This window comes from Paraglaciecola sp. (assembly GCF_051252315.1).
Taxonomy (GTDB): domain Bacteria; phylum Pseudomonadota; class Gammaproteobacteria; order Enterobacterales; family Alteromonadaceae; genus Paraglaciecola.
On sequence record NZ_JBPOFP010000099.1, the window covers coordinates 1 to 17764 of the forward strand.

The 17764-nt window shown below is 40.1% G+C and carries 16 protein-coding genes; 1 reads left to right on the top strand and 15 read right to left on the bottom strand.

Going from position 1 to position 17764, the window contains the following annotated elements; all coding sequences use genetic code 11:
- Positions 1-866 precede the first annotated feature (866 nt).
- The 3 genes from ACSHXM_RS16570 to ACSHXM_RS16580 form a co-directional block, all read right to left on the bottom strand.
- Positions 867-1691 (bottom strand): flagellin, encoded by an 825-nt coding sequence (locus ACSHXM_RS16570; protein ID WP_435690509.1) that lies wholly within the window; start codon positions 1689-1691, stop codon positions 867-869.
- Positions 1692-2312: 621 nt separating this feature from the next.
- A complete protein-coding gene (locus tag ACSHXM_RS16575) occupies positions 2313-3137 on the bottom strand; it encodes a flagellin (RefSeq protein ID WP_435690511.1) in 825 nt (274 codons plus the stop codon).
- Between the two features lie 418 nt (positions 3138-3555).
- On the bottom strand, positions 3556-4380 hold the full coding sequence (locus ACSHXM_RS16580; protein WP_435690514.1) for a flagellin: 825 nt from the start codon (positions 4378-4380) through the stop codon (positions 3556-3558).
- Between the two features lie 268 nt (positions 4381-4648).
- Here ACSHXM_RS16580 and ACSHXM_RS16585 point away from each other — a divergent pair, with 268 nt between their 5' ends.
- A complete protein-coding gene (locus tag ACSHXM_RS16585; protein WP_435690516.1) occupies positions 4649-5644 on the top strand; it encodes a hypothetical protein in 996 nt (331 codons plus the stop codon).
- On the opposite strand, the gene flgL is transcribed toward ACSHXM_RS16585, so the two are convergent.
- From flgL to ACSHXM_RS16645, 12 genes are all read right to left on the bottom strand, one after another.
- Complete coding sequence (flgL, locus tag ACSHXM_RS16590) at positions 5641-6867, bottom strand: flagellar hook-associated protein FlgL (protein WP_435690518.1); 1227 nt, start codon at positions 6865-6867, stop codon at positions 5641-5643. The genes ACSHXM_RS16585 and flgL overlap by 4 nt on opposite strands.
- A 22-nt stretch (positions 6868-6889) precedes the next feature.
- Positions 6890-9055 carry a FlgK family flagellar hook-associated protein gene (locus ACSHXM_RS16595; RefSeq protein WP_435690520.1) on the bottom strand — a complete coding sequence of 722 codons (2166 nt, stop codon included), beginning with the start codon at positions 9053-9055 and terminating at the stop codon, positions 6890-6892.
- A 37-nt stretch (positions 9056-9092) separates the two neighbouring features.
- On the bottom strand, positions 9093-10046 hold the full coding sequence (flgJ, locus tag ACSHXM_RS16600; RefSeq protein ID WP_435690522.1) for a flagellar assembly peptidoglycan hydrolase FlgJ: 954 nt from the start codon (positions 10044-10046) through the stop codon (positions 9093-9095).
- Between the two features lie 9 nt (positions 10047-10055).
- On the bottom strand, positions 10056-11168 hold the full coding sequence (locus ACSHXM_RS16605; RefSeq protein ID WP_435690524.1) for a flagellar basal body P-ring protein FlgI: 1113 nt from the start codon (positions 11166-11168) through the stop codon (positions 10056-10058).
- Positions 11169-11177: 9 nt separating this feature from the next.
- Positions 11178-11876, bottom strand: a complete 699-nt coding sequence (flgH, locus tag ACSHXM_RS16610; protein WP_435690539.1) for a flagellar basal body L-ring protein FlgH — start codon at positions 11874-11876, stop codon at positions 11178-11180.
- 43 nt (positions 11877-11919) lie between these two features.
- A complete protein-coding gene (gene flgG / locus ACSHXM_RS16615; protein WP_235311790.1) occupies positions 11920-12708 on the bottom strand; it encodes a flagellar basal-body rod protein FlgG in 789 nt (262 codons plus the stop codon).
- 44 nt (positions 12709-12752) lie between these two features.
- Positions 12753-13496, bottom strand: a complete 744-nt coding sequence (locus tag ACSHXM_RS16620) for a flagellar basal body rod protein FlgF (RefSeq protein ID WP_435690527.1) — start codon at positions 13494-13496, stop codon at positions 12753-12755.
- Between the two features lie 178 nt (positions 13497-13674).
- Positions 13675-15111, bottom strand: a complete 1437-nt coding sequence (gene flgE / locus ACSHXM_RS16625; RefSeq protein ID WP_435690529.1) for a flagellar hook protein FlgE — start codon at positions 15109-15111, stop codon at positions 13675-13677.
- Between the two features lie 14 nt (positions 15112-15125).
- Positions 15126-15809 (bottom strand): flagellar hook assembly protein FlgD, encoded by a 684-nt coding sequence (locus ACSHXM_RS16630; RefSeq protein WP_435690531.1) that lies wholly within the window; start codon positions 15807-15809, stop codon positions 15126-15128.
- Between the two features lie 40 nt (positions 15810-15849).
- On the bottom strand, positions 15850-16272 hold the full coding sequence (flgC, locus tag ACSHXM_RS16635) for a flagellar basal body rod protein FlgC (RefSeq protein ID WP_435690533.1): 423 nt from the start codon (positions 16270-16272) through the stop codon (positions 15850-15852).
- Entirely contained in the window at positions 16272-16673 is a 402-nt protein-coding gene (flgB, locus tag ACSHXM_RS16640; RefSeq protein WP_435690535.1) for a flagellar basal body rod protein FlgB, read from the bottom strand. The genes flgC and flgB overlap by 1 nt, the downstream gene beginning before the upstream one ends.
- 76 nt (positions 16674-16749) lie before the next feature.
- Entirely contained in the window at positions 16750-17592 is an 843-nt protein-coding gene (locus ACSHXM_RS16645) for a CheR family methyltransferase (RefSeq protein WP_435690537.1), read from the bottom strand.
- Positions 17593-17764 lie beyond the last annotated feature (172 nt).

Below are 17764 nucleotides of genomic sequence, written 5' to 3' on the forward strand. Positions count from 1 at the left end.
GTTAGATTCCTATTTAAATTTAGAAATATTTTATACGAATGATTAAATGAAGCAAAAACAGCTGATTTGGACTAATTGCTAAAAGCAAAATCCACATTAACTAGATAAATAAGAAACTTTAATTTCATAATATTTTGCATTAATTAATTTTCTGGCATGGTGTATGCTTAGATATTGCAAGACACAATCTACTTCTTGGTGTGATTGTGTAAAGAAAAAAGGCCAGGGCTTTCTAATAAAGAAAACACCTGGCCAACTTGCTCACGTTAGGAGATGGAGCAAAGAAGGTTTCTGTCGACTGGTGGGATTAGAGATGAATACTGGCCTCTCAACCAAACTTCTACACTCTCAGTCCTGTTAGTCGACGTTTTAATTAGTCAATACGATTAAGTATAGTCTAATTAAAGCTGAATCTTGTTTGTTAATACAACGACCTTGTCGTTATTTTATGGGCTTCAGCCCAACATGTTTGTTTATTGGCAGTCTTTGAGCATATACTGTTTCAGTCGACTGGCGGAATTAGAGATGAATACTGGCCTCTCAACCAAACTTCTACACTCTCAGTTCTGTTGGTCGACGTTTTCATTTCTATTTTCTATTTTCTATTTTCTATTTTCAAATATTTGGCCTTAAAAAAGGCCGGGAAAATACCCTAAGGTATTTCCCGGCCAACTTGCTCACGTTAGGAGTTGGAGCAAACTGGCATTCCTCTTCACCTAAAAATATAAAATACACGGCAAAGCGGAAAAATAGTGCCCTCCTCTGGCAACTTGTAACACATTCCTTTGTGTCACTCAGGTCGGCCTCTCAGTTCCTACCCTCTAGTTTTCTTTGCTGTTATTTTTCATACAGCTAAACCTTTATGGCTAACCTAACAAAGACAATGCTGCTTGAGGTCTTTGATTGGCCTGGCTCAATACAGTCGTACTTGCCTGCTGTACTATTTGCCAGCGGGTCAACTCTGCCGTTTCTACGGCAAAATCAGTATCCCGTATACGACTTCGTGCCGCTGAAACATTCTCCGAAATATTGGATAAGTTTCGAATTGTCGACTGAAACCTATTTTGCAATGCACCTAAATCAGCTCGTTTAGCATCAATTATCGATATCGCTTCCGATACAGCCGTCATCGCAGATGATGCGCCTTCTACATTGGCAACAGTAACATCACCTACCGCTAAACCACTCGCTCCAAAACCGCCCGAACGAGATACGTTTACGCTGATGAACTGCCCCGCATTTGCCCCCACTAAGAAACGAGATGAGTAACCGCCGGTTAACACATCTACTCCCCCAAATTGAGTGGTTGACGCTATACGGCTTATTTCATTTTTTAGTGCCGTGACTTCTTTTTGAAGTGCTGTTCTATCAGAAGAACCATTAATCCCGTTTTGTGCTTGAACCGCTAACACTCGGATCCGTTGAAGTGCCGTTGTTGTTTCACCTAACGCCCCTTCAATGGTCTGCGATAACGATATAGCATCATTTGCATTTCGTACGGCTTGATTAAGACCCAATACCTGAGTGGTCAATCTGTTCGAAATCTGCAATCCAGCAGCATCATCTTTTGCACCATTGATCCTAAAACCAGATGACAATCTTTCAAATGCTGTACTTAAATTTCCGCCCGAGTTAAATAGCTGTCTAGAAGCATTTAACGATGAGACATTAGTATTTACGAATAAACCCATTTTTCTCTCCTAACCATGCACTAACTTATATTTTTATTTGTAATGTCAGCGTTTATTGGTGTTGCTAAAATTAATATTTACATTGTTAAATGCACTTGGCACGTAACATGCTTTAAGTTAATTGCTAGCTGGTACCCTGGTTAGCATTTTGTTAAGTGTTTCAAGCACTATACAAAGCAAAAAAGTGTGAGCGTAAGCTCGAGCTGACAGACAGGATTGATGGCCTAACCTCAATACCTCACTACCTCCTGGCGTCTCTTCTGTCTGTTAGCAATTTACACAAAAAAGCTTCGGCTTTTAGGTGTCAAATTAACGTCAAACTCACTCTGAATTAGCTCAAAGTAGGTTTAAACAACTTAATAAAGTCAGTATCCTCGGTCGATTGCAGCCTGCCCCCACAATTTGCAATTCGACCGTTTTCTTATTTAACTATCTTTAATTCATTAAAAAACCTAGATAATTAAACATTCATCCTCGTTTTTCTGTTGCAGCCTGCCCCCGCATATGCTCAACACTATTTTTCATACAATTTACCTTTCACTTTCAAACTATCCCTGTCTACTATTTCCTATCTACTGCCTACTAATCATTCGAAGCTACTACATTAACTGCCAACGAATATTACTGTAGTAAAGACAATGCTGCTTGTGGACGTTGATTCGCTTGTCCAAGAACAGTAGTACTCGCTTGTTGCACAATCTGCCAACGGGTTAACTCTGCCGTTTCTACGGCAAAATCAGTATCTCTGATACGACTTCTTGCCGCTGATACATTCTCTGAAATACTGCTGAGGTTTCGAATAGTAGATTGAAATCTATTTTGTAATGCACCTAAGTCAGCTCGTTTAGCATCAATAATCGATATGGCATCAGATACTGAAGTCATTACCGCTGAAGCACCTGCTACGTCAGCTACTGTGGCTGCAGCAATACCCAACCCAGAGGCTCCATAACCACCTACTCTTGATACATTGACACTAATGGTTTGACCGGCATTTGCACCGACTAAAAACGCTGAAGAATAACTACCACTTAATATATCGACACCACCAAACTGTGAAGTAGAGGCAATACGACTGATTTCTTCTTTAAGTGCGGTGACTTCTTTTTGCAGAGCTGTTCTATCTGCAGAGCCATTAATACCGTTTTGTGCTTGTACGGCTAAGACGCGTATTCTTTGTAAAGCAGTGGTTGTTTCTGCCAACGCCCCTTCAATGGTTTGCGACAAAGAAATCGCATCATTTGCATTACGTACGGCCTGATTTAGACCTAATACTTGGGTGGTTAGACGGTTAGATATTTGTAATCCTGCAGCGTCATCTTTCGCTCCGTTAATTCTGAAACCTGATGACAATCTTTCGAATGCAGTACTTAAATTGCTGCCTGAGTTGAATAACTGACGTGTAGCATTCAACGACGAGACATTCGTGTTAACGAATAAGCCCATTTTCTTTCTCCTAACGATTTGATAAACATTCCGCGGGCTATTATTTTTATTAGCTGCCTCAGCGGTAACAGGATCTTGCTTTTATTTTTATTCGATCTCTGTTCAGTCGTTCGCTTATTATTTTTATTGGTTGCGTAACGTCTATGCTTATCTATCGTTCAGGTAGCAAAAATCCTTTAGTGAAAAATAACACCAATTTTTAATATGCTTTAATTTCAATGAGTTAGCTCACAAAAAAAAGCCGGAAAAATCCGGCTTTGGGCTCTTTTTAAAGAGAGTGTGAGCGAAACACTCACCTGCTCAATTCTTGTTACCTGGTTCACTACCTCCTGGCCCCTAAGCCCTAAACAGATGAAGGGTCTCGAAACCTAGGTTAAATATGGGTTGGATTTTGAACATCAGACCCAACCTTAATTTATTAACCTAGTAAAGATAGAGCCGATTGTGGACGCTGATTTGCTTGACTTAAAACGGTCAAACTTGCTTGTTGCACAATCTGATTACGAGTCAATTCAGCCGTTTCAGAAGCAAAATCAGTATCTTTGATACGTGAACGTGCACCTGCTACGTTTTCTGAAATATTCGTTAGGTTACGAATAGTTGATTGGAAACGATTTTGTAATGCACCTAAATCAGCTCGTACGCCACCTATAGTAGAAATAGCTTCAGATACAGCGGTTAAAGCGGCAGAAGCACCTTCAGTAGTAGCAACAGTTGTATCCCCTACATTTAAACCGGAAGCACCAAATCCACCTGAACGTGAAATATTCACACTAATAGTTTGTCCACCATTAGCACCTACAAGGAATTTTGCAGAAAAAGTCCCTTGTAGAATATCTAGATCAGCAAACTGTGAATCTGAAGCTATTCGGCTAATTTCGTTTTTAAGCGCGGTCACTTCTTTTTGCAGTGCTGTACGATCTGCAGAAGAGTTAATGCCGTTTTGTGATTGAACCGCCAAAGTACGGATACGTTGTAAGGCATTTGTTACTTCACCTAACGCTCCTTCAGCAGTTTGCGTCAATGAAATAGCGTCATTGGCATTACGTGCGGCCTGATTTAGACCTTGTACTTGAGTGGTTAATCTGTCGGTGATCTGTAAACCTGCAGCATCATCTGCAGCACGGTTGATACGGAAACCTGAAGACAAACGTTCAAACGAAGTATTTAAAGATGTGGCTGAATCGAACAACTGACGTTGCGCGTTCAACGATGAAACATTGGTATTTACGAATAAACCCATGGGTATTCTCCTACACTCTCAGTCCAGACGAAGCTGGCGACCGAATAATGCTAATCATTATTCAGTTGGTTAAATAACACTAATAGAATGATGGTTTTGATATTTTAAAACTCATCATTACTGGCTCTCTCAGAAAATTTATCGACCCTTTTAAAAATCCCTTTAACAAAAATTGCCGTCATTCATAAAAAGCGGCATCATTTTGCCCCATTGAAATTATTATTTACTTGAGTTTCAATGGGTTAAGATTTTAAAAAAAGATTGAAAAATGCACATCAATTGGACTAAAAAAATAGGTTTTAAAGGAATTCACAATGCTTTTACGGATTTATGTGAATTTAACAATCAACTTTTTTGTTGTTACAGAGAAGCTCAAAACCATGTTAGTGCAGATGGGGCTATCAGGATCATCTCTTTAGACTTTGAAGGAAAATCATTAAACAGTCTCAAAATTAAACTTCCAGATACGGATTTAAGAGATCCTAAGCTAAGCATCACTCCACAGGGTAACTTGATGTTGCTCGCCTATGCCAGATTGACCAATGCAGAAAACAAAACACTGTCTAGCGTAAACCTATGTTGGGTATCACAAACCGGCGAAAGCTGGTCTTCAATGTCACAGCTTGCAGATAAAGGATGGTGGTTATGGCGCATCAATTGGCATAAAAATACCGCTTATGGTTTTTCTTATAACAGAAAAGCCAATGCCATTAATCTATTTAAAGGTGATCCCAAAAGAAGCTTTCATTTACATCAAGCTTCTTGCCTTAGTTTGACTAAAGATAAAAAGGGTTATCCAAATGAAAGTGATATGGTTTTTATTAATGATACTGCCTATGCCCTGATCAGAAGAGATGCCGATACTTATTCTGCCCAACTTGGCATTAGCCAAACACCTTTCAAAAAATGGATTTGGTTAGATTTAAAAATCTATATAGGTGGGCCAGTCATGTTAAGGCTAAATGAAACCACCTTGCTCATAGCCGGTAGAATTGTTCAAGGGAATAAATTAGTGACTGGATTAATTAGTTTAGATATTAAGTCATTATCGAAAAACACACCAAAACTAACACTAGTAAAAGTTTTACCTTCTGCAGGTGACAATAGTTATCCTGGTTTAGTATTAAAAAATGATGCTCTATATATCAGTTATTATTCGACCCATGAAGGCAATAAAACCTGTGTTTACCTGACCAAATTAGATGTGAAAGACTTAATTTTGGCGACTGCCAATACTGCCTCAACTACCCCGGCTGAAACTTAACGTATAAAATCAAAAAGTGAAACACCCGTCACCTTGCTAAAGGTGGCTTGTGCAGCTTGCAAAGCGGCTTCTTGCCGACTAAGTTCTGATACGGCTTCTGCATAATCAACCTCTTCGATATTCGAACGGGCTGATTTATTAGCAATTTCCAAATCTAGGTTTGAGGCAAATACCGCATCAGTAATATTTCCGCGACCACCAATTTCAGATATACCATTTGCTACGCCGACTAATGCATTATCAGTGCCCGCTAAGGCATCTTCTAAAGCTTCTTTAAAACCACCATCAGATAATGAGCCATTATTTAAGGCAGTGACAAAATTATTAAGGGTTTCGGCTATATTATGTTTTTGAGGTGTTTCAAGCTGAAAGTCCATGGTGTTACCCGTTGTTCCTTCAATATCAATTTCTAAACCATTATACAAAAATGGCGTGCCACTGGAGAAACTCACAGTATCTAACACAGCTCCTGTGCCGACATTAGTAATTTGAGCTTGAGTAGCTGACAAAATAGTCACTCTAAATTGATTATTAGCTGGGGTAACAGCGTCGTAATTAGCGGAGTGGAACTGGTCAAATTTAGATTGTTGAGTAATATCTAAGCTTGCTGAAGTCGCGCCCACAGAGCCTGTTAAGGTTGCTTTTGAGCGAGCTAATATATCTTCAAATACATCTTTACCTGAATTGTTCATCTGTACTTTTACGGTATTCGATATTTGAACTTTGTTCTCGCCTGAGTCACCTTCAAAACTATACTTATTGCCAGTGGCGCTGGGGTTATAAGAAAATGCAGGAGATGCTGATTTAAAACCTGCAAAGATATACTCACCAGCAGCATTTTGACTGTTCATCAAGTCAAAAATTTGATCTCGGATCTGCCCTATTTCAATACCAATGGCCACTCTATCTTGTTCACCTACAATACCATTACCAGATTGAATCATTAACACTCTAGCTCGATTCATTGCCGTATCTATACTTTTTAGAACCGTTTCTTCTTGCTCTAAACTGTTAGTTAACAAATTGCTATTTTTTTTGTATTGACCAATTAGGTCAATCTCTTCTGTTAAACGTATTACTTGTGCAGCGCCAACAGGGTCATCCGAAGGACGTAATAACTTTTTACCTGAGGAAAGTTGCTGCTGAATATCAGATAGGTCACCTTGGTTTTCTAACACAGCTTGCACACTTCGATCGTATAATTGTCCAGTTGAAATTCGCATATTTAAACCTTACCTATGAGCATTATCTAACGACACCAAGAATGGTATTAAACAAATCTTGCGCGGTACCAAGTAATCTAGCTGCGGCGGAATAAGATTGTTGAAATCTGACTAAGTTTGCCGCCTCTTCATCTAAACTCACGCCTGATACTGAATCGAACCAATCTTTAGATTGTGTTTTTAAAGCAGCTGCTGCTTGTAAGGAAATATCTGCACTAGAAGATTTTTGGCCTATGTCACTTACTATGTTTGCATAAGCTTCGTGAAAACTAACAGGCTCTCCTGAACCACTATTATTCAGTTGCATGATGTTCTGATTTTGTAAATCAGATAAACTTAAAGCATTCCTGTTATCGTTTAACCCGTCTGTGTTGAAACCGATACCAAAACTATCCCCCGCCTTAGGTACACCCTGAATTGATAAGTCATACCCCGGATAATCATCCATAGCAGAAAATGCTGCAGGCCAAGCTGGTGCGGCGCCCGATGCTTCAGCCTGAGCCAACATATTGTTAAAGTCTGTTGTGCCTGTCACCGTTGTGATGACAGTCCCTGCGCTGTCTAATACTTGATAGGTATCTGCAGCGGTAAACAAAATTTCTGCTGGGGCGCCAACTCCACCGCCACCAGTTGGAGAAGCACCTGGCCCATGAATTCCACCAGCATTGTCAAAACCTGAAGCTCTGGTGTCAGCGAAAGTGTTATCAATAAAAGTATTGGTGACTGTAGTGGAGATAACCTTTGCATCCCCTAAATTGTTAATGTCGCCTTCTGCATGAATAGGAGAAGCCAAAGCTAAATCTTCAGGTCGTGTCATTGACACTTCAATCCGGTCAGCCGAATTCTTAGTCGGTTGTAATATATACTTGTCACCAGCTGTGTACGCTGCTCCTGCTGAGAATTCCAGCTCCAAGCCACCAATGACAGGTGTAAAAGTTCCACCTGCAGCGTCTAACGCTGGATAGTTTTGGCTAATAGGATTGCCATTCACATCCAAAACAGCTGAACCATCGGGATTAATAGCTGCCACAGTTACATCTAGTGTAGGTGGTGCGCCAGCTGTAATGGTATTAATAGTCACTTCATAATCAGCGCTGGTTATTTGTCCTGCCGCACCTTGGGTTATCCGCCCTGTCACCACACCAACAGTACCGACATTGTCTGGATGCTCCAAACCAGTAATATCGGGAAGGGTGAATATATCTCCCCCTAGTTGACCATCAAAATCCATCCCTAATCTATTTTGAGTATTAAGTGACTCAGTTACCGCTAATGCCACTTGGCCTAAATCTCTGCGGCTGGTTTCTAATACTTCATCTCGATAACGGAATAATCCACCTATAGCCCCGCCTAAGTTTGTTTCCGTTAAATTAAGTGTGGTGGGTTTACCATTACTTGTTAACCTTAGAGATTTATAATTTTGGTCGGCGTCATTATTCACTTCAAATAAATTTAACGATCCATCTTGTAAAACTAATGACTCACCAGAGGTTAGGTTAACAAGTAATCCGCCAGTATCTGTTGGATCGACCCTAGTCTCAATTGATAACAAACTAGAGAGTTCTAAAATGGCATTATCACGTTGGTTTTTTAATGTGCCAGGCTCATCAAATAAATTATTCGACTGATTGGTTCTAATTGCTTCATTTAACTCACCAATGGAGTTGATTAAGCTATTTACTTTATTAATATTAGTAGTGACTTCAATATTTAACTCTTGCTCTTTCTCTCGCAAGAACCCTGTTACCGTACTAATTTGCCCCATTAAAGATTCAGCTTCACCTAAAACCAACTGCCTTGCAGCTATGCTAGTTGGATCATCAGTCGAAGTTTGCATGGAGCCAAAAAAACGGCTCATACTTTTGGAAATACTATTGGCCTCACTAGCAAACACATTATCCAAAACTGACGTTTTTTGATAATAGGTTTCAAACTCACTATGCATAGTGGTATCTCGCCTAAGCTGGTTTTGCGCAAAAGTATTAATGACTCTTTCAGTAGAACCTTGGCCAACCCCTCCGGTAGCTTGGCTTTGAAACATGGTTCTTTCGCGAACATATCCCTCAGTATTCACATTAGCTATGTTATGACCTGTGGTTCTAAGTAATTGATTACTTGCGTCCACGCCACTGCGCGCAATAGAAAATAAACTAGCGTTTCTAGATAAGTCATTTTTATTCGGGATCATGAGTTACTCTCCCAACAACATCTACTTGAATGCAAATTCATGGTAAATATTTCCTGAATCGTTCACCTTCAAGTACCGAAATTACTTTTTTTGCATAGTCTGGGTCTGTGGCATATCCAGCTTGTTGTAATTCAGAAAAATAATTTTGAGATTGATTAGATTGTTTAACTGCGTTTTCATACCTAGGGTTTTGCTGAACAAATTTGACATAATCTTGCATAGAATCATTGAAATTTTCATACACTCTGAATGGCGCTTTTTGAGTCTTAGCTACACCTTTTTCAACTTCTAATGTATCTACTATTGCTCTATCACCTTGCCATCTGCGGTCGGCTTTGATACCGAATAGATTATGAGAATTTTGTCCATCAGTCGTATGGATCATGTGTTTGCCCCAGCCAGTTTCTACGGCGGCTTGAGCAAGTAATGCTTTTGGATCTATTCCCAGTTGTTTAGCAGCTTGCTGAGCAACTGGATACAATTGTTCAATAAAAGCTTGAGCGTCTGTAAATGCTGCAGATTTGAAAGAAGAAAAGGTATTAATTTCATCTTTCGAAAGAATATTTTGTTGCGCGGATTCGGTACTTCTAATGGCATTACGATTCAAACTCGAAAGGTTTCCGTCACTACGCATCGCACTAGATGGCATGTAACCATCTCCTAACTGCCCTAATTGGCGAACAATAATATCAGCCAATCCAATGCTGCCATTGTCAGATAAATCGTTTGAAAGCTGCTTATCGTGCATGTCTCGATAAAACTTTACTTGTTCAGAGTTGAACGGACTGTCTTTATCTGCCATGACATCTTGAGCTTTACGCATGGATTTAAGCATCATTTGTACAAAAATGCCCTCGAACTGTTTTGCCGCTTCTTCTAGAGCTTTTTTATCACCATTTTTTGCAGCCTGCCTAAGTAAGTCTAAGCCTTGTATATCGTTAGCGTTTCTCGATAATTCAAGCTGACTTTGAGTATTTATAGAATTTTCCATCATAGATGCCTAAATCACTACCAGCTCGCCTTGCAGCGCACCCGCTTCACGCAATGCTTCTAAAATAGCCATCAAATCACCTGGAGCAGCGCCGACTTCGTTCACGGCTCTAACCAATTGATCTAAGGTCACACCTGGGTCAAATTTAAATAATCGAGTGTCATCTAAATTTACATCCACAATCGATTGGGTAGATACAACTGTCTCACCATCCGCCAACGCATTAGGCTGAGTCACCGTTTGATTTTCTGCAATGGTGACAGTCAATCCACCATGGGTGATTGCAGCAGGTAACAAACGCACATCTTGCCCTATCACTATAGTGCCGGTTCTACTATTTATAACAACGCGCGCAGCTGCTTTAGCTGGGGTAAATTCAAAATTTTCTAATGTCGCCAAGAAACCAACCCTTTGGCCCACTTCTCTTGGGGCTGTCACTCTTACAGAAGCTGCATCAATGGGTGTTGCTATGCTATACCCTTTGTCAGGATCTGCACCTAATCGACGATTAATTGTATCGGCTAATATTTTTGCAGTAGAAAAATCTGGGTACTTAAGATTCAGAGTTAAATAGTCGTTTTGCATGAAACCGCTTTTAACTGCTCGTTCCACTAAGGCACCATTGGCAATGCGTCCTACGGTAGGAGTATTTATGACTATTTTTGAACCGTCTCCACCTTCAGCACCAAAACCACTAACCACTAAACTGCCTTGGGCGACCGCATAAATATTACCATCTAGGCCTTTTAGAAAAGTTTGAATTAAGGTGCCACCTTGCAAACTGGCGGCCTCACCAATAGAAGATACTGTTACGTCAATTGTTTGCCCTGGTTTAACAAAAGGTGGCAACTCTGCATGCACAGCCACTGCCGCAACATTTTTAATTTTTGGTTTGAGTCCACTTGCGAGACTAATACCGAAATTTGACAACATAGTCCGAAAACTTTGTTCAGTGAAAGGACTTTGCTCTCCCGTTCCAGGCAAACCAACAACAAGGCCATATCCCACTAATTGGTTACTTCTTACCCCTTGAACCGAAGCAAGATCTTTAATTCTTTGTGCAGCACCTAACGGAGACAAAACTAAGCTGCAAAAAATAAATAAACTTATCATTTTTTTCATATCACTCTCCTAGAATGGCCAGTATTCAGATGAAAAAAAACCACTTAACCACCCTTCTTTTTGAGTAGATGCAAAATCACCTGTACCGCTATATTGAATTCTAGCATTAGCAATTTTAGTAGAGGTTATTTCATTTGCCGGACTCACATCTGCAGGGCGAACAACCCCAGTTAAACGAATATATTCATCCCCGTTATTTAGGGTTAACCATTTTTCACCACGCACTAACAAATTTTGATTGGGTAATACTTGAACCACTGTAACTGAGATGCTGCCAAACAAGTTATTGCTTTGGTTAGCCGACGAGTCACCCGAAAAATCTTTTGATGAATCCATACCTAATTGGATAGACTCATTCCCAACATTTAACACGTTACCACCTAAGCCAACAATTGGATTCAACTCCACTTCTGATGCCTTAGATCTAGACGTTCCAACTGACTTAGTTGCTTGCGTACTCTCTCGTAGAGTGACAGTAATAATATCGCCTACTCGACGGGCTTTTACATCTGAATACAAACTGTTCGCCATATCGACTTGGAAAATAGAACCATCTTGGGCAACTTTTTGCCGCGGCATTTCTGGTAGGATCGGTGCATAAAAAGGATCGTTTGGTAACGGAGTTTGTACCGAGGTAGATTGACAGCCGGTAGTCAAAGCTATTACAAGACTTAATACGATCACTTTTAGTACATTTAAACGACACATAATTAATCGACCTACTTTTGTTACAAACACAATTACATTCCCACTACAGTTGCTGGATAACCTGCCCTAACATTTGATCCACAGAAGAAATCACTTTTGAGTTCATTTCGTATAAACGTTGGCTTTCAATTAGATTGACCAACTCTTCAGTTACATTCACATTTGAAGTTTCAAGGGCGCCTTGCACAATTGTGCCTAAGCCTTGTAACCCAGGTACTCCTTGCAAAGGTGCACCACTTACAGCTGTTTCAACGTACATATTCTGCCCAATCGGTTGTAAACCCGTGGCATTAATAAAATCAGATACATTAATTTGACCTAGAACTGCTGGCTCTGCCTGACCTCGAATTGAAGCTGACACTTCACCATCTTGGGAGATGGTAATTTGCTGAGCATCTTCAGGTACAGTGATAACTGGCTGTAATAAAAAACCTGCACCTGGCGTGACCAATTGCCCTTGATCATTTAAGGTAAACTGGCCATTTCGGGTATAAGCTAAGGAGCCATCAGGTTGTAAGACCTCAAAAAAACCGCGGCCTTGAACCAACATATCCAATGAGTTCTCCGTAGTTAACATATTGCCTTGAGTATGGGATTTTTGCGTGGCCACTACTTTACTACCCGCACCTAACATCAAACCTGAAGGTAACTCAGTATCAGCCGAAGACCGCCCTCCTGGCTGGTTAATATTTTGATATAAAAGATCTTCGAAAATAGCACGGTCTTTTTTAAAACCAACCGTACTGGCATTGGCTAAATTATTCGATATCACTGCAACATCGGTTTGAGCCGCATCTAAGCCTGTTTTACTAATCCACAGAGCTGGGTGCATATGTTTCTCCTAAAATTTCTTTAATTAAATCTAACTAATCAAACTTAGATAATTCTTAGTAGCTGGTTACCACGCTGATCTAATCTTTCAGCCTTTTTCATTAATTTAACTTGCATTTCATAATGTCGTTGCAAACTGATCATACTGACCATTTCTTCAACTGGGTTCACATTACTACCTTCTAACACGCCAGTTCGAACCGTCACTAGCGGGTCCTCTGCAGCTTGGTCACCACTTTTTAAACGAAATAAACCATCATCACCGCGGAGCATGTTCTTCACATCTGGGTTAACCAGTTTTAATCGTCCCACTTCTTCCAAAACCGTTTCAGGTGCGCCTTGAGGCCGAACCGATAAGGTTCCGTCTGAAGCAATATCAATATTAGATAAAGGAATAGGCAAAAAAACTGGGCCAAAATCACCAATAATGGTATTACCGTGAGAATCTTTTAATTCACCATTGGCACCTAACTGCATACTACCGTTACGACTATAGGCTTCGTTACCGTCGGCATCTTGGACCGAAAACCAACCTTCACCTTGAATGGCTAAATCTAACTCACGGTCAGTTTTTATCATGGCACCGCCTGCATAATTATTTACAGGGCTTTCTGTCATGGAAAATACACGTGTTGGTAGTCCGTCACCAAAAGCCGGCATCGCTCGAGTTTGCTCTAACAACGCTTTAAAACCTGTAGTTTGTGTATTGGCTAGGTTATTTGCTCTAACAGATGTACCAAGTAAATCTTGTTTGGCACCACTTGCGGCAATATAAAGCAACTTATCCATGACTGATTCTTGACATTAGTGAGACTTAATTTATTTAAATGCAATTAAGGTGCCATTGATAACTGGTGGATTTAGGAACTTTTTCTGACTGAGGGAGGACTAACGAGTAGTTAATATAAGTAATTGAAAAAAAACAAAAAAGGCTGCAAAAAGCAGCCTTTTGACATTAAATTAATAATTATCGAATATTCAATACCGTTTGATTCAACTGATTATTCACTTCAAGAGCTCTCGAGTTCGCTTGGAAGTTTCGCTGGGCGATAATCATGTCAATTAACTCAGTAGTTAAATTCACATTCGCTTGCTCAAGTGACGAAGAGTTAATATCACCATAAGTACCAGTCGTCGCTTCACCCGCTAAGGCTTCACCAGATAAAATACTTTCTTGCCATTGAGTACTACTTTGCTGGGTTAAACCTTGGTCATTGGCAAATCGAATTAACGCAACTCTTACGATAGGCTCAGAGGTACCATTTGAATATGTAGCACGTACTAAACCATCTGGACCTATCTCTATACCAGTTAATCGTCCAACCGCTAAACCGTCTTGTTCTAACGAAGTCACTTCAAAGTTAGAAGCAAACTGAGTAGGTTCATTAGCCGTAGCATTAGCCACATCTAAATTAAAGTTAGTAGTAATTGTTTGAGCTGGATCTGAACCGTTTGTTAAAATACCACCACCGATTTGCACAGAGGTTACATCACCTAGTGCAGTAGCTGTACCTTGGGAATCCTGCATTGAAGTAAAATCACCACCGCTTGAGAAAAACATTCTGTAACCCGCTACCGCGTTAGCGGCACCTAAAGATGTTCCACCCAAAAAGTTGTTGGTTGTTGCAGGGGCAACTGCTGCCGTAGCATTGCCTGCAGCAGGTCTTAATCCAGTACCTGTATCTGCTACATCAAGTGGTTGATCGTCCATATAGGTAACAGATACCCATTCATTACGTTTCGGAGTGGCAGCAGCAGCAGCGGCATCTTTGACAAAGTAATAAGTCATTACATGACTGTCACCTAATGTATCAAATACCGTAACTGAGGTTGCTGCGTTATAGGTTAAAGGATCTTGCGGATCAAATAACGCAAGGTCTTTAGCATCCGCACCAGCAGGTAAATTCATTTTCAACTTAACTTCAGAAGTGGGCGTAGGAGAGCCTGACGAATCAGGAATACGTACAGGAACAGTTGTACTCAAGGCCACCGACGATGAGCTACCATCAGAGTTAACTGGGAAACCGAGTAAATGATCACCATTAGAGTTGACCACAAAGTTTTCGGAGTTTAATTTAAACTGGCCAGCACGTGTAAAAGAGAAATCTCTTGATTCAAGCTCAGGCACCGTACCAAAAAAACCGTTACCAGTAATGGCTAAATCCAAAGCATTATTGGTGAATTGTAAACTACCTTGAGAAAACTGCTGTGCAACTTCTTGTGTTGTCACACCATCACCGACTTTAGTTTTGCCGCTGGCTAACAGTGATTGAGCGTAAACATCACCGAACTCAGCACGGGATTCTTTAAAACCAACCGTATTTACGTTAGCAATATTGTTTGCTGTTGTATCTAGGTCTTTTTGAGCGGCTGACACACCACTTAATGCAATATTAAAAGACATACTTTTTTCTCCTGTTAACCACCGATTTGAATAACATCGTCTAGTGTGACACTAACGTTGCCATTCAAATTAAGAATAATACCTTGGCTACTCGCCGCTAAACTTACACTGTCTACATGCCTGTTTACTGCGGTAGGGATAATTTGAGATTCTCCCCCTACTTTGCCTTGGGCTTGTACTACATAATTGCCGGGCGGCATTTGATTGCCGTTTGCATCTGTGCCGTCCCAGTTAAATTCGATATTACCTGCACCTTTGGTGCCTGCGTTTATAGTTCTTACAATTTCACCGGCTTCAGTTTGAATAGTAATTTCGAGCTCTTGCACCGTTTCTTGATTGATAACAACCCCTGACACCCCTTGTCCAGAACCATTCATATAAGCAACGTCACCTTGCAGTAACACTTGTTGACCAATCAAACTTGAAGCCTGCAAAGCTTGATTAGAGGTCATAGAAGTAGCAAAGTCAGAAAATTTAGTATTCAGCTGCTCGATACCATCGGCCATAGTAAAACTTGTCATTTGCGCCACCATTTGATCGTTATCAACTGGTTTGGTTGGGTCTTGATTAGCAAGCTGTTCAGTTAAGAGTGAGAAAAAATCTTCCTGTGATAACTTTTGGTTACTATCATCAGCCACCGGCGTGGTTTCTTCTTGCCAATATAATTTGCTGTTTAAACCGTTATTTACAGTATCCACAATAATTCCTCTAACTCGTTTACACTAATCATCAGACTACTTATTGACCTTGACCCAGTCTAAGTACACGTCTAAAAATACGTTTAGTAGTATCAGCCACTTGCACATTGGTTTCGTAGGCTTTTGAAGCCGACATCATATCTGCCATTTCTTCTACGATATTCACATTAGGTTTGTATATGTAACCATTCTCGTCGGCCATTGGGTGGCCTGGACTGTATTCAATTTGTAATGGTTTAGAACTTTCAACTATCCCCAATACGTTGACACCAGTACCGGATCCTTTTTCTTGTGAAGCATTTTGTAAAGCAGCGGCAAATACTGGATGGCGAGCTTTATAAGTTGCGTCATAACTGCTGCTCACACTGTTCGCATTAGCTACATTACTGGCAGTAGTATTCAGGCGAACACTTTGTGCACTCATACCTGTACTAGCAATATCCATTACATTAAATAAGCTCATTAACCTTGCCCTCCTTTGAGTGCTTTCTTCATGCCTTTAATTTTCCCATTTAAAAATTCCATACCGGCCTGATATCGTAAACCGTTATCTAAAAAGGTATTACGTTCAATCTGTACATCAACAGTATTACCATCTCCAGTATCAGGCTGATGAGGGATACGGTATTGCAATTCACCTATACCTTTCATTGAACCTTTAATATGGTTCTCATTGGTACGGGTTAAATTATGGTTTCGTGCGTATTGAGCACTTTGCATGACTTTTTGAAAATCTATATCACGTGCTTTGTATCCAGGAGTGTCAGCATTAGCAAGGTTTCCAGCGATCACTTCCATCCGCTCTGTACGAACTTGTAATGCTTTGTGATGGAAGCCCATCAATTTGTCTAAGCTAATTGCCATGTACTTATCTCCTCGTTATGGAGAATATAAAAGCAAAGGCTATGCCAACGAGTAGGTATTGGCTAAATAAAGGAGGTTATTGTGGCTTTTTTTGGTAATACAGGCCTAAACTGCCGCGCACCATAGAAAATTCATCAGTCAAATCAGAGATTGATTCCGAAGCACCTAAGAATAATATGCCACCTTCTTGCAGGGAAGCGGCAATCTTTTGCAGTATTTGTTTTTTTACCTCAGCTGAAAAGTAAATTAATACATTTCGACAAAAAACCACATCAAACAGTCCCAAAGACGAGTAGCTAGCTAATAAATTGATTGGCCTAAATTGCGCTAATCTTTTAAGCTCTGGTTTTACCCTCAATTTATTACCTTCTATGGATTCAAAATAGTCATTTTGACATTGAGCAGGTAATCCCCTTGAAATAGCTAACTGGTCATATTCGGCAGCTTGGCAGTGTTGCAACATTTCGTTAGAAATATCAGTACCAATAATTTCCACATTTATCGGTGTTTTATTAAGCTTTTTTAAATTTAACCAAGTCATGCCAATAGAATAAGCTTCCTGACCAGAAGAACAAGCAGCGGACCAAACTCGAATTGGTGCGATTCTATTAGAACGTTTTTTTTCTATTAACTTAGGCAGGATTTCTTTTTCTAAAAGCTTAAAGGGATAATTATCTCGAAACCATAAGGTTTCGTTGGTTGTCATGACTTCTATCGCAGCTCTACGAGTACTTTGGTTACCTGAGAGCACCGAGTCGATGTAACTATTTAACGTAGCACCTTCGATGGATTTAACCAAAGGTGATAAGCGACTGCGTACTAAATATTGTTTGTTTTCACCTAAAACAATACCGCAAGCTTGTTCCAAAAACTGGCGAAACAATTGATATTGTTTGACTCCTATTTCATCCACTGTCACTTATAATTCTCTAGTTACTAAGTGCAGAATACCTCTTGGTATTCTATCCATTATTACAAGGCAATATTGCCTTGTGACTCAATTAAATTAGTCGTTCCCAAACCACTTTTGCACAGAAGAAGCCAGTTCATCAGGATGGAATTTTGCAATAAAATCATCAGCCCCCACTTGT